Below are 11,828 nucleotides of genomic sequence, written 5' to 3'. Positions count from 1 at the left end.
GGTGTGAGTTTGGGTACCATCGCCAACTCATGCCATTCGCAGCCGAACTTAAGAATATCTTGTATATCATATCATAGTTCAAGACCTCATTTCCAGTTTTTTAGCGGAGACGTTTGGCGTTTGTCGAGAATTGTTTTTCCAGCGCGAAACCTATTGTCGTCAGCGCCGTATAACATCTTAGTGAACAGCGACCGTCGCGAAGAAACGATCGCAGCTAAAGGAGCGAACCCCCATGTCCATTATGAAACGAATCGTCAACATATTCCGCAGTCATAAAGAACCGCAACCTGCTCCCCAGTCGACGATACCGCCGCTGGAAGGCGCTTCCGTCGGCGACATCATGAACGTCGATTTGGAGGAATACGTCATCTCCGGCAAAGTCACTTACTCCGACAGAGGTTTCGCGCCTCACCGATATGCTTATTATTTGCAAAGCGGCCGAGACATTCACTGTCTGATTGTGGAAAAAGGACGGAGCTACGATTGCTTTATGTGCCGTTTTCTGGAAGGCGGCCTCGACGATCCGAACGATGTGCCCACCAGGCTGGAGCTGGACGGCGAAACTACCTATACGCTCGAGCATCAGCGTACGGACAGAACGCAGACGCAAGGAAACACCGATTTTCGCAGCAACGACGAAGTTATGGTGTGGCGATATTTTGCCGATGAGAACGAGCATTTCTTCCTGCAATGGCAGGACGGCAATTTTGTCGGCATGGTAGGAACACGCATCCCCTCCGGCGAAGTAAAGATTATGAAATCCAAAAAATAATGCGGGGTGATTGAACATGAAGCGTTGGTACCGCTGGACGACGTGGGTCACCATGCTGCTCGTCGTCGCCCTTTTGTCCGGTTGCGCGAACGCGGCCAACTACGTCAAAGATACGTACCCGCTCGTCGATATGGCCGGCAAAGGGAAATCGGCGGCCAAAGTATACGAAGCGGAAGGCAAGACCGTTCCCGAGGTTGCTAAAGAATTATCCGACCAGGATAAACCGGCGGAAATGAGCAAGGAAGACCCGGACCAAATGTTTCTGCTATACGACAACCGGGTCGTCAACCTGCAGAAAAGTCCGGATAATCCGAGCAATACATTAATCGAAATCGACACGATCGAGTATGCCAAGCAAAATTACGATTCGTCCTTTCTCGAAGGTTATATCGCGGCTTCTCTGATCCAGTCGATTTTCGGCAATAGCTGGTACGATTCCAGTTACAAAAAATATTCAACGCCGTATAAAGGCTATTCGACTTCCGTTCCGGCCAAAAGCACGACCTCGTCCTCATCCGCTTCATCAAACGACGACAAAAAACCGACTACCAGCGATCGCACCGGTTCGTTTACGTCCAAAGGCTCCACGCCTGCCGGCAGCTCTACTCCGGCTACGGGAAGCTCCGGTTCCAGCAGCTCTTCGGCGGCTAAAGGAAGCACTGGCTCGAGCAGTACTGGCTCAAGCGGCTCCAGTTCAAGCAGTTCAAGCAGTTCGAGCAAATCGAGCAGCTCGAGCACCGGAAGCTGGTCGTCCACCAGCTCCGGCAGCGTCCGCAAAAACGACGGCTCCTCTCCGTCGACCAAATCGACGAGCAAACCGACTACGTCCAACCGGACGGGGAGCTTCAGCTCGAAGAGCAGCGTCGGCAAGAAACGATAATCGGCATCATAACGGCAGCCCCGGGTCCATCCTGAGGCTGTTTTTTTGTCGTCGTCCTTAACAGCTGACATTTTGGGGAATAATGATAGCATTGGAGGGACGATCATGATCCGATTTCGCGATATATTCGACTTGCTCCGTATAGCGCTCGCCGCGATGCTGATCGCCGTGGGCTTCAACCTATTCTTGATTCCGCATCAGCTGCTGAGCGGCGGCTTGTCCGGCATATCGATGATGATCGGTTATTTTACCGGCTGGAACATCGGGCTGCTTTATTTCCTGATCAATTTGCCCGTATTGATATGGGGATGGGTCGTTATCGGACGCCGCTTCGTCTGGCTCAGTATCTTGTCGGTATTGCTCACGACCTGGTTTATGCAGCTCGTACCCGATCAATCACTCAATACCGACCCGATCATAGGCGCTGTATTCGGAGGCGTGCTGATCGGTTTAGGCTCCGGGATATCGCTGCGGACCGGAGGCTCGTCGGGTGGACTCGACATCGTCGGCTCCATCTTGACACGCAGGCGTGACTTTCCGCTCGGCATGCTGCTGTTCGCCCTGAACGGCGCCGTCGTATTGGCGCTTGGCCTCGTGCTCGGCTGGGATCCGGCGCTGCGGTCGATGCTGTCGATTTTCATAGCCGGCAAAGTAGTGGACACGATCCATATCCGCCACGTGAAAGTGACCGCATTTATCGTAACCGGCTGCAGAGACCGGATGATCGACAGGCTGCTCAAGCTTCCCCGGGGCGTCACGCTCATCAAAACCGAAGGCGCCTACAGCCATCTTCCCCACGACATGCTCATGACGGTGACGACCCGATACGAGCTCGCGGAGCTGCGTAAAATCGTCAAGGAAACCGATCCGCGGGCGTTCGTCAATATCGTCGAGACTGTGGAAGTAATCGGGGAATTCCGCAAGCTGGTATGAAAGAACCGTTACCCGTTTCGGATTGAAAATAATGGGCGATGGAAATCGTTGTAAACCGCATACAATGGGATGAACTTGTGATATAATGGACTTGTAATTTCATAGGTTCTGGTTTAAACGGCTTGACAACTTCAGATCTTTTCGTTTTTTTTTGTACGATCGTCGCAAGATTGATTCAAAAAAAACGCGGAAAGGTGATGCTTATGGAAACGGTCAAATTATCCAGGATTGTCATGAAATTAACGCCAGACATGTACCCTTGCTTGAAATCTTCCGAGCTCGACATCGACATCGTCCTGAAATACGGGCTTGAAGCGCTCGAGGCGGAAGACGCTTTGGATATCGTCAAGTACAGCATTTCCGAATATTCGAAAGGCGCCCTTCTTCATTGAAGCGGCGCTTTTTTAATTCTCGGAATCTACGATAGGCCTGGCCGGGGCCATTTCCCGGCACACCCGACTTTAGGCTAGTAGGAATACCGTCCCCGGTCTGTTTTCGCCCGTATCACGTTAAGGGTAAGCTGTAGCTATACGAATCGACGGAAAGAAGGTCCGCTTATGAAAGACAATTTTTTCGACGTGCGAACACCGCATCATCCCCATGCGGCGCCTTACGGACGCGAACATCCGGGACCGATGATGGCGTATCCGGAAGAGAAGCTGCCGCTGAAGAGCAAATTTATTGCAACGGTGTTGTCCATGATGATTCCCGGTACCGGGCAAATGTATTTGGGTGCCGTCGTTCGGGGCATGTCGATCATGCTGTTGCTCGTGCTCAACATTGTGTCGATCGTGTTTTTCGCCGAAGGACCGGTGGAGTTCAATGTGCTGCCCGTGACGCTGCTGTCGCTGCTAATCCCAGTGCTTTACTTCTACAACGTGTTTGATGCGGTGCACCAGACCGACGCGGTCAATCGGGCGATCCGCCACGGTTACGCGTTCCAGGGCCCCATTACTTATCCGAACGCGAACGGAGGCAGCCTGCTGCTCGGCTTTATCGGCGCGGTCGTGTTCTTCTGCTCGCTGTCCGCCTTCGGCGGCTGGTGGGACGGCCTGTTTACGGTAAATGCCGCTGTCGGGGGAGCCGCCTTGCTGATTGCCGGAGCGTTTTTGTTCTACAAGGAATTCCGTGGCAAAAAACCGTGACGGATCTCGAAACGTCATTATACAAAAGCCGCTTCCGTGCCCACGGGCTTGGAAGCGGCTTTGCCTGCTTTATGATTTGCGGAGCGAATGAGCCATTTTCAGAAAATAGTTGACGGCCCGGGTTGTCCGTTCCTTCACCTGCACGACGACGGGATCCCCATCGGCATCGAACTGCCGGTTCTCTCCCCCGATCGAAATCCATTCCGGACAATTGATGCCGTGAACGGCGCGCACCATGACCTGGATTTGCTGCAGCGGACTAATGCCTACGGCGCCGCCGGTCGAGCAAACCGCTAACACGACCTTGCCGTCGAAATGATCGAAGCCGAGATGGTCGATCGCGTTTTTAAGCACTCCGGATATGGAACCGTGGTAGTCAGGGGTGCTTAATACGATCGCATCGGCCCGCAGCATCGTTGCCTTGAGCGCCGCCAGGTTGTCGTCGGGCGGATTGCGGTTGTCGGGAGCGAATAACGGAACAGGGCGTTTATGTAGGTCGAACAGCGTTACGCCGCATTCCCTCTCGATCAGCAGCTTCTCAATATATCGGCAAAGCTTCGTACTCGTGGACGCTTGCTTGTTGCTTCCGGCAATAATGGCAACGTTCATCATCGATTCCCCTCTCCCATAATTAAGATACATTTTAGTTAATTATATTATGGAAGTCAATCGAATGTGAATGCAAAGTTCATGGACGGCTGCCCGTTTCGATGACGTACCCCGCCCCTTTTTCCAGACGCTTCTTCTCTACGATAGCGCAATCTTTAATGGCCGGATTGCCGACAAAGTAACGGACAAGATGCGCCTCTACGCCGTCGAACGCTTGCTCCTCCGACTCTGCGGCCGTGACCAAATAAACGGTTTGGTCTTCCAGTTCGATTTCGAGCTTGAACAAAAACATAGGCTTCTTCCTCCTAACGATAAATGCTTGCGAACCGTTTCCGTTATTGACTCTACCCTGTTCCGAAAGCCGTGTCCACTTCTTTTCCCCTCCCGCGGCCCGTCAGATTGGCTTAAGCCCGCACGCTGGTAGTATAATAAAGATAGGTCATAAGCCTGATGCAGATCGGAGGCACAATTGCATGTTGAAAATCGGCGATCCAGCACCGCTCTTCGAAGCGGACAGTACGGAAGGCCCGATCCGGCTTCAGGACTGGCTCGGCAAGCAGCCGATCGTGCTCATATTTTACCCGATGGACGATACGCCCGGCTGTACGGCCCAGTTATGCGCCGTCAGAGACAAGAAGAAGGAATACGACGCGCTCGGCGCCGTCGTCATCGGAATCAATCCGGCCACGATGAAGGACCACTTGAAGTTCGCGGAGCGTCACGGTCTGGATTTCCCGATCGCGGTCGACAAGGACGAGCGTATCCGGAAGCTGTACGATGTCGGCAAAATACTCGGACTTTTTCTGCAGCAGCGGATTGTATACGTCATCGACAAGCAGGGACGCATCGCGTACGCTTATAAGGGCAATCCACCGTCGGAAGTATTGATCGAAGTGATACTGAGAACTCGTACGCCGTAGTCGCCGCATTAAACGAATAAGAAAGCCCGGGGCGGCTCAATCTTGAGCATCCCGGGCTCTTTGCAACGGCCTCCGTCAACCTTCGCAGTACATTTTGCTCGTTTCCTGCCACACTTCTCCCGGAGCAAGCGTCACAATTCCCGTTTCCTCGGACGGGAAAGGAGCGTTCGGCGCGTTGACCATATTGGTTTGCGGTTCCGGACAGAAGAAGCCGCTGGCCGCGTCGGCGTTGTAGATCATCCAGAACCGGTATGCCGTGCCCGCATCGTATACGAGCTTGACGTTCAAGCGGGTGTCGGTCAACTCCATCGCGTTGCGGCCGCCCTGCGGCACCGCCGTATAATGGTTGTCCATTCTGGCGAAATAAGGCGTCTTCCCTTCTTCCTTCATGCGCCGCTCGTCGGCGTCAAGAGGCAAGTAAGTTCCGGTCGGGAGCATCCGTTCGTTCATTTCAACCCGCTCGCCGATCGTCATCCGGAGCACGCAGTCCGCCGGAGAGCTTCCCGGCGCAAAAGGCGCATTGAGCGTCGTATGGAAGCCGATCGCACAAGGCATCGGCTCGCCTCCGTCGTTGCGCACGCCCACTTCCTGCTTCAATCCTTCACGGCTGAGCGAATACCGGATCTTGATCGTGAACCGGTGCGGAAACGACGCATACGCGGGATGCGACTCGTCCACGCGCTGAGCCACGACGACGTAGCTCGACAGCTCGTCCGAGCCGAAATCGTCGACCTGCCAAGGAATATCGAAGAAAAATCCGTGTATATGATTGCCTCTGGCCGGTTCGCTGACAGGCAGCCGGTATGTAGTTCCGTTCCATGGAAACTTCCCGTCCTCATAACGGTTCGGGGGAAACAACACCGGGATGCCGTGGACCATCGGCCGCTGTTTGAACGCTTCCATCCCATCCGCTTCCGGTTCGCGCAAAAACCGGAATCCTTTCTCCGTGTCGCGAAACGCGACCAAATTGCCGCCGATGTCCGGGACAATCGCCGCCTCGTATGCCCCATGGCGGAGCCAAATCGCCTTTTCCCCTTGGTAAGCGCCTTCAAATGCATTAGACATGGTTTACCGTCTCCTTTTCCGACTCTCCGCTTGTACGATTCGGCTGTAAATCCGATTGCGGTTTATGCTAGACATTATATCATAAGCGACAAATGTTGCCATAGATCAAACCCTGTCCTAAACAAAACAAAAAGCATGCGGCCTATGGTTAAGGTGCGCACGCTTCACTATCGATTCCTTACTGCGAAAGGCGCAGGGCCAGATCGTACAAATCGCGGTCGAATTGCTTCTTCGTATGGACGACCGTATCGATATCGGTAGCAACCAGCTGTCCTTTAATGACTCCGCAAGCTTTCCCCGAATCGCCTTCGAGCAGTCTGCGGACGGCGAAGTCTCCCAAGCGGCTCGCGAGAATACGATCATTGTGCGTTGGCGTTCCGCCGCGCTGAATATGTCCGAGCACCGTGACGCGCGCGTCGATTCCATTGAGCTCCTTGATCCGGTCCGCCACGCTTTGCGCGCTTCCGGCGCCTTCCGCGACGACGATGATACTATGGCGCTTGCCTACTTGGAAGTTGCCTTCCATCCGTTTGGCGACTTCGTCGAGGTCAAACGGAACTTCCGGGACGAGGATCGTCTCGGCTCCGCTCGCGAGGCCCGCGTACAGGGCGATGTCGCCGCAATGACGACCCATCACTTCGACGATGGAGGAACGCTCGTGCGAACTCATCGTATCGCGTAGCTTGTTGATCGCGTCAACGACGATGCTGACCGCCGTATCGAACCCGATCGTGCAGTCGGTAAACGGAATATCGTTGTCGATCGTGCCCGGAAGTCCCATCGCGCGAATGCCGAGCTTGCTCAATTTGTTGGCGCCTTGGTAGGAGCCGTCGCCGCCGATTACGACAAGGCCGTCGATGCCGCGCTTGCGGAGGTTGTCCGCTCCGAGCTGCTGTCCTTCCGGAGTGGTGAATTCTTTGCATCTGGCCGTCTGCAGAATCGTGCCTCCGCGCTGGATAATGTCCCCCACGCTGCGCAGATCCATCGGGCGGATGTCGTCATTGATCAAGCCGGAATATCCGCGCTGTACTCCGTATACTTCCAGACCATGAAAAATCGCGCTGCGCACGACCGCTCTCACGGCCGCATTCATCCCCTGGGAGTCGCCGCCGCTCGTCAATACCGCTATCGATTTTACTGTCATTATCGTATTCCCCTCTCCAATTAAAAAAAACTTGTTGCAGCGACCGATGGTCAATCGGACGATTTGCGTATCCAGATGCTGTTCGCGAAGAAGAAGACGCGCATAAGCGGACTGCCCTTCATCAGCTTCCTGGAAATATGCCTGACGTGCTCCTGTTCCCTTACTTTCGGATCGGACAAGTAAAGCGCCAGCAAGCCTTCGATGATCATCCGGTGAAACCGCGGATGTTCGAGACGGGCGATGTCGCGGCGCGCCAGCTCCGCAATATGCGCGATTTGTTGCGCTGTCGTCTCGCCGTCCTCGTAGTAGCCGCAAAAGTTCAAATCCCCGCCGGCAAGATCCTCTTCCTGATCGATCAAGTAATCGAGCAAAATGTGCAGTCCGCAAACGTGCGGAAAATAAGCTTGGCGGATCGTTTCCACCCTACTGGCGGTTAACGAATTGTCCGCGGCGGCCAAGAACAAATAAAAGACGCCCAAAGTCGAACCGGTTGCGGCGGCAAATTCGTTCCACCGCAAATGCGCAAACCGCGGCCGGTGCTTCTCCCACCAGTCGAGCAGCTCGCGTTCGCGCAAATCATGCCGGATATGCTTGTACACCTGCAGGTCGCCGTACAGCCCGACGAGTTCCTTGACGCCATCTTGGACAAGCGGGTAGGACGGAAGCTTCGCAATGCAGGACTTGCATGTCTGCACCAGCTCGCGCAAATATCCGCCGTCGTCCCGCTCGTTGCGCAGGGCGTAATAGTCGGCTGCCGGCGCCTCGGGATCGACTGCATCGAGCATCGACCGATGAAGCAGCCGGAAATCTTCCGGATCGAGCGAGGTGCTGCGGTCGCACAAATTATCCAGATAATCGCTTATCGTCTGGAACGCGACGATAAGCGGAATCAGCACATGGCGAATCGGCAAATTGGCGGCGGCGTAGACGGCCCCGCCCTTGCAATGGAATTCTTTGTGGGTCAAGCTGCCCAATGCCTGCCTGCGCAGCTCCGGATCCGGTATAAGATCGGCCGTATGCCGCCACCGTTTCAACTCGTCTCTTACTTCTGGAAACACGTATTTGTACATGCGATGCATCAGAGCAACCGGATTTCGGGGAACCGTTCGGCCGAGTCGCAACGTCATTTTCACCTGCGGCTTTTCCTCCAAAGCTTTGATTCCCCTATTATAGTACAAACGGCTCCAACTTCCTAATGATGGCCTTTGTCCGACATATCTTGATCGGCCCTGAACCACAGATGAAGATCGGTGATGCAGCTGGCCAGCTCGGCTATCTCCGTATTGAGCCTGCACGACAGCGGAAAATCATCCTCCGCGTTCAACCGGTTTTGCTTCTCTACGATCGTGCGCTCGAGCTGCTGAATCCGATTGGGGATGCGCCCGCGGATCTTCTCCCAATCGTGAAGCAGCGCCGCTTGCTCCGCTGCGGTCAGCGCTTCCCACTCCTCGTGAAGCAGCGGCAATTCGATGCCGAGGCGCTCGTCGTATACAAATTCGAATTTCATGGCTTAAGCCTCCCGACGCGGCTCTTGAACTTTAATTTAACATGCGGCGGGATAATCCGCCAAGCCATATTCGCCGCAAAGCCCGAAAAAAAAGCGGACATGACAACAATTTCTGCTTTGCGATATGGCCGAACCGTTTTATACTATACTTCATAAACCATTTACAATTCTACATACGTGCAGGTGCAGTCCGACGCGCGGAAAGTCTGGAGAGAACTTAAAATGACGGATCCGAAACAACAACAGCTGACCATGGGGCAGCTTTTTGCTTTTTTTGTACCGCTGGGCGTTTCCGCCAGTCTTGTCACAATATCCCACGTCATTATCAACAGTACGCTTGCCCGCTCCTCCGATCCCGAAGTCATTATTTCCAGCTACGCGATCGGACTCAGCATGCTGGCCGTTATCGAGAGACCCGCCATCTTGCTTCGCCAAACGTGCTCCGCGCTCGTACGCGACCGGACATCGTTCAAGGCGATGGCCAAAGTGGCGGTTTGTCTATTGATCGGCATGTTCGCGGCCGGTCTGATCATCTCCTATACGGCGGTCGGAAAGCTGCTGTTTTCGCATCTGTTCGGCGTCGATGACACGATGCTTCTGGCTATTATCGACGTATACCGCATTCTCATGTTCGTCAGCATTTTCTCGGGAATCCGCTGCTTGTACCACGGCATCATTATAAGCAATATGCGCACAAAATGGCTGACGATCGGGATGGCCTTCCGGCTCGCCGCCATGTACGCGGTGTCGATGTATTTCATCCATACGAACCGGGTGACGAGCGGAGAAGTGGGCGCGATCATTTTCCTCGTCGGGATGGCGATCGAGGCGGCGCTCAGCTATTGGGAAGGCAGCAAGCTGGCCCGCACGCTTCCGCTGAAGAAAGAAGGACACGAGATCGAGAAGACGGGGCAAATTTTAAAATTTTACCGCCCGCTGCTGTTCTCTTCCTTCATCGCCGTCATCATCGGCCCGGCCATCAATGCGATGCTCGGCAAGACGGCCGATATCAAGCTTGCGATCGCTTCGTTCGCGATCGCGGCCAGCTTGACGCAGCTCGTTCAAAACTTCTTCTCGTACATGCACCAGATCGTCCTTAACTTTTACCGCAAAGATTCGTCGCTCGCCATCCGGTTCGCCTTCACGTGCGGATTCATCCCGACGATCCTTATCGGCATATTGGGCTATACTCCCGTCGGGCCATGGTTCATGCAGCACGTAATGGGCACGAGCGAGCGTCTCATGACGGCGAGTCTGCACACGCTTCGCGTGTTCATGATCATGACCTTGCTGTACCCTTGGCTCGATTTCTGCAACGGCATCATCATGCTGCGCGGCCAGACGAAGGTAATGATGTTCTCCCAGTCGGCCAACGTCGCGTTGACGCTGATCTCGCTGTTCGTATGCATAACGGCGACGCCAGGCTGGAACGGCATGATCGGCGCTCTAGCCCAATCGCTCGGACTGGCCGCGGAGCTGTCCGTCGTCCTGTATGCGATCCGTTTCTCATCGCCCGGAGTAGGACGCAGAGCGCAGCCTTCAATTTAAATAAAGGATGGGAATCATGACTACGGAATTGAAGGAGCGGCAAGCTCCGAGCGCGAACGAACGCCGCACGCGACGGCAAGGGCCGGAAACCGGTCCGGCTTTCGTCCCGGAGGATGCCGCGGTTCCTACGGTGAGGGACGAGACGGTCATGCGGTCGTTTTCGTTCGCGTTCTATATGACGATGGCGCTGACGGTCTCCTTTTTTCCACTTTACTTCAGCTCCAAAGGCTATTCGAACCTGCAGATCGGGGCGATCTACTCGATTGGCCCGTTCATCGGCATCGCGGCCAACTTGTTCTGGGGATTCGCGAGCGACAAGCTGCAGACGATCCGCAAAATGATAATCGTCATGCTGTGCGGGCAGCTGCTCACTACGATCGTACTGACCCAAATCGATGCAATCGCTTGGATTTATGTCGCGATGACAGCCTATAACTTTTTCCATACGCCTATCAACGGCTTGAACGACAGTCTCACCCTGCTGTCGATCCGTCGCAGCGGCAAAAGCTACGCAAGCTTCCGGATTTGGGGCTCGCTCGGTTTCGCATTTTCTTCGGTCGTCTTCGGCAGCGTCCTGCATAGCGTCGGCGTGGAGCATACGATCCTGTTTGCGCTCGGGACGATAACACTGTCGCTCGTTCTCGCTTTCTTCTTGAAAGACCGTGTCGGAGGCGGAAGCGGGTCCGTCAAGTTTTCCGGCTTCTTCACGATCGTCCGTCAGCCGAGCCTGCTGCTGTTTCTGGCGCTCATATTCACGATGTCGTTCGCCCATCGGACGAATGACGGCTTCCTGGCTCTGACGATGCGCGGGATGGGGGCGAGCGATACGGTTATCGGCTGGGCGTGGATGGCATCCTCGCTAAGCGAAGTCCCGATGTTTTTTTGGCTGAGCAAAAACGGACACCGGTTCAAGGAGCTGCCGCTGCTCATGGTCGCATCGTTCTTTTATGCGGTCCGCTTCGCGCTCGTCAGCATCGTCTCCGACCCGATTTGGATCATCCCGCTGCAGTTGATGCATAGCATCACGTTCGGCATCTTTCTCGTCACCGCGCTCCGTTATATCCAGCAGCTCATTCCGGACGATTTCCGGGCGACCGGACAAGCGATCTTCAACATCGTATGGTCGTGTCTCGCCGGTTTATCGAGTGGAATCGTCGGCGGCTTCGTATCGGACGTATGGGGATTGCCGGTCACGTACAGAGTCGCGGCGGCCTCCGGGCTGCTCGCCTGCATCGGTTTTCTAATTACGCATTATTATCAGCGAAGCCGTGCGGGCAAACATTTTCCATAAACTCACGACAGGAT

Annotated in this window: 14 protein-coding genes; 8 read left to right on the top strand and 6 right to left on the bottom strand. The window is 54.8% G+C overall.

Features of this window, described 5'->3' with window-relative positions:
• Nucleotides 1–232: 232 nt before the first annotated feature.
• From FE783_RS20200 to FE783_RS20180, 5 genes are all read left to right on the top strand, one after another.
• Nucleotides 233–772 carry a DUF4178 domain-containing protein gene (locus tag FE783_RS20200; protein WP_138881203.1) on the top strand — a complete coding sequence of 180 codons (540 nt, stop codon included), beginning with the start codon at nucleotides 233–235 and terminating at the stop codon, nucleotides 770–772.
• Between the two features lie 16 nt (nucleotides 773–788).
• On the top strand, nucleotides 789–1,652 hold the full coding sequence (locus FE783_RS20195) for a DUF4247 domain-containing protein (RefSeq protein ID WP_138881202.1): 864 nt from the start codon (nucleotides 789–791) through the stop codon (nucleotides 1,650–1,652).
• 105 nt (nucleotides 1,653–1,757) lie between these two features.
• A complete protein-coding gene (locus tag FE783_RS20190) occupies nucleotides 1,758–2,585 on the top strand; it encodes a YitT family protein (protein WP_138881201.1) in 828 nt (275 codons plus the stop codon).
• Between the two features lie 203 nt (nucleotides 2,586–2,788).
• Nucleotides 2,789–2,977: a hypothetical protein gene (locus FE783_RS20185; protein ID WP_420799753.1), complete on the top strand. Its 189-nt coding sequence runs from the start codon at nucleotides 2,789–2,791 to the stop codon at nucleotides 2,975–2,977.
• 165 nt (nucleotides 2,978–3,142) lie between these two features.
• A complete protein-coding gene (locus tag FE783_RS20180; protein ID WP_138881199.1) occupies nucleotides 3,143–3,730 on the top strand; it encodes a hypothetical protein in 588 nt (195 codons plus the stop codon).
• A gap of 69 nt (nucleotides 3,731–3,799) precedes the next feature.
• On the opposite strand, the gene FE783_RS20175 is transcribed toward FE783_RS20180, so the two are convergent.
• Together FE783_RS20175 and FE783_RS20170 are read right to left on the bottom strand one after the other, a co-directional pair.
• Nucleotides 3,800–4,342, bottom strand: a complete 543-nt coding sequence (locus FE783_RS20175) for an NADPH-dependent FMN reductase (RefSeq protein ID WP_238403172.1) — start codon at nucleotides 4,340–4,342, stop codon at nucleotides 3,800–3,802.
• A 76-nt stretch (nucleotides 4,343–4,418) separates the two neighbouring features.
• On the bottom strand, nucleotides 4,419–4,631 hold the full coding sequence (locus FE783_RS20170; protein ID WP_138881198.1) for a DUF3906 family protein: 213 nt from the start codon (nucleotides 4,629–4,631) through the stop codon (nucleotides 4,419–4,421).
• A 181-nt stretch (nucleotides 4,632–4,812) separates the two neighbouring features.
• Between FE783_RS20170 and FE783_RS20165 the strand changes: the two genes are divergently transcribed.
• Entirely contained in the window at nucleotides 4,813–5,259 is a 447-nt protein-coding gene (locus tag FE783_RS20165) for a peroxiredoxin (protein WP_138881197.1), read from the top strand.
• Between the two features lie 75 nt (nucleotides 5,260–5,334).
• Here FE783_RS20165 and FE783_RS20160 read toward each other — a convergent pair whose 3' ends face one another.
• The 4 genes from FE783_RS20160 to FE783_RS20145 all read right to left on the bottom strand — a co-directional run bounded on the left by FE783_RS20160 (nucleotide 5,335) and on the right by FE783_RS20145 (nucleotide 8,975).
• Entirely contained in the window at nucleotides 5,335–6,324 is a 990-nt protein-coding gene (locus tag FE783_RS20160; protein ID WP_138881196.1) for an aldose 1-epimerase, read from the bottom strand.
• A 178-nt stretch (nucleotides 6,325–6,502) separates the two neighbouring features.
• Nucleotides 6,503–7,468, bottom strand: a complete 966-nt coding sequence (gene pfkA / locus FE783_RS20155) for a 6-phosphofructokinase (RefSeq protein WP_138881195.1) — start codon at nucleotides 7,466–7,468, stop codon at nucleotides 6,503–6,505.
• A gap of 50 nt (nucleotides 7,469–7,518) precedes the next feature.
• Nucleotides 7,519–8,595 (bottom strand): tetraprenyl-beta-curcumene synthase family protein, encoded by a 1,077-nt coding sequence (locus tag FE783_RS20150; protein WP_238403178.1) that lies wholly within the window; start codon nucleotides 8,593–8,595, stop codon nucleotides 7,519–7,521.
• A 65-nt stretch (nucleotides 8,596–8,660) separates the two neighbouring features.
• On the bottom strand, nucleotides 8,661–8,975 hold the full coding sequence (locus FE783_RS20145) for a hypothetical protein (RefSeq protein ID WP_138881194.1): 315 nt from the start codon (nucleotides 8,973–8,975) through the stop codon (nucleotides 8,661–8,663).
• A gap of 222 nt (nucleotides 8,976–9,197) precedes the next feature.
• On the opposite strand from FE783_RS20145, the gene FE783_RS20140 reads away from it, so the two are divergent.
• Nucleotides 9,198–10,523: a multi antimicrobial extrusion protein MatE gene (locus FE783_RS20140; protein ID WP_138881193.1), complete on the top strand. Its 1,326-nt coding sequence runs from the start codon at nucleotides 9,198–9,200 to the stop codon at nucleotides 10,521–10,523.
• A gap of 16 nt (nucleotides 10,524–10,539) precedes the next feature.
• Nucleotides 10,540–11,814: an MFS transporter gene (locus FE783_RS20135; protein ID WP_238403171.1), complete on the top strand. Its 1,275-nt coding sequence runs from the start codon at nucleotides 10,540–10,542 to the stop codon at nucleotides 11,812–11,814.
• Nucleotides 11,815–11,828: the final 14 nt, after the last annotated feature.

Source organism: Paenibacillus mesophilus (genome assembly GCF_005938385.1).
Classification (GTDB): Bacteria; Bacillota; Bacilli; order Paenibacillales; family NBRC-103111; genus Paenibacillus_AB; species Paenibacillus_AB mesophilus.
Note: the sequence above shows the minus strand (reverse complement) of the source record. Positions and strands in the feature narration are given on the sequence as shown.

Coding starts and splice junctions, on each gene's coding strand:
- FE783_RS20200 (WP_138881203.1), top strand. CDS start 233: ATGTCCATTATGAAACGAATCGTCAACATATTCCGCAGTCATAAAGAA.
- FE783_RS20195 (WP_138881202.1), top strand. CDS start 789: ATGAAGCGTTGGTACCGCTGGACGACGTGGGTCACCATGCTGCTCGTC.
- FE783_RS20190 (WP_138881201.1), top strand. CDS start 1,758: ATGATCCGATTTCGCGATATATTCGACTTGCTCCGTATAGCGCTCGCC.
- FE783_RS20185 (WP_420799753.1), top strand. CDS start 2,789: ATGGAAACGGTCAAATTATCCAGGATTGTCATGAAATTAACGCCAGAC.
- FE783_RS20180 (WP_138881199.1), top strand. CDS start 3,143: ATGAAAGACAATTTTTTCGACGTGCGAACACCGCATCATCCCCATGCG.
- FE783_RS20175 (WP_238403172.1), bottom strand. CDS start 4,342: ATGATGAACGTTGCCATTATTGCCGGAAGCAACAAGCAAGCGTCCACG.
- FE783_RS20170 (WP_138881198.1), bottom strand. CDS start 4,631: ATGTTTTTGTTCAAGCTCGAAATCGAACTGGAAGACCAAACCGTTTAT.
- FE783_RS20165 (WP_138881197.1), top strand. CDS start 4,813: ATGTTGAAAATCGGCGATCCAGCACCGCTCTTCGAAGCGGACAGTACG.
- FE783_RS20160 (WP_138881196.1), bottom strand. CDS start 6,324: ATGTCTAATGCATTTGAAGGCGCTTACCAAGGGGAAAAGGCGATTTGG.
- pfkA (WP_138881195.1), bottom strand. CDS start 7,468: ATGACAGTAAAATCGATAGCGGTATTGACGAGCGGCGGCGACTCCCAG.
- FE783_RS20150 (WP_238403178.1), bottom strand. CDS start 8,595: ATGACGTTGCGACTCGGCCGAACGGTTCCCCGAAATCCGGTTGCTCTG.
- FE783_RS20145 (WP_138881194.1), bottom strand. CDS start 8,975: ATGAAATTCGAATTTGTATACGACGAGCGCCTCGGCATCGAATTGCCG.
- FE783_RS20140 (WP_138881193.1), top strand. CDS start 9,198: ATGACGGATCCGAAACAACAACAGCTGACCATGGGGCAGCTTTTTGCT.
- FE783_RS20135 (WP_238403171.1), top strand. CDS start 10,540: ATGACTACGGAATTGAAGGAGCGGCAAGCTCCGAGCGCGAACGAACGC.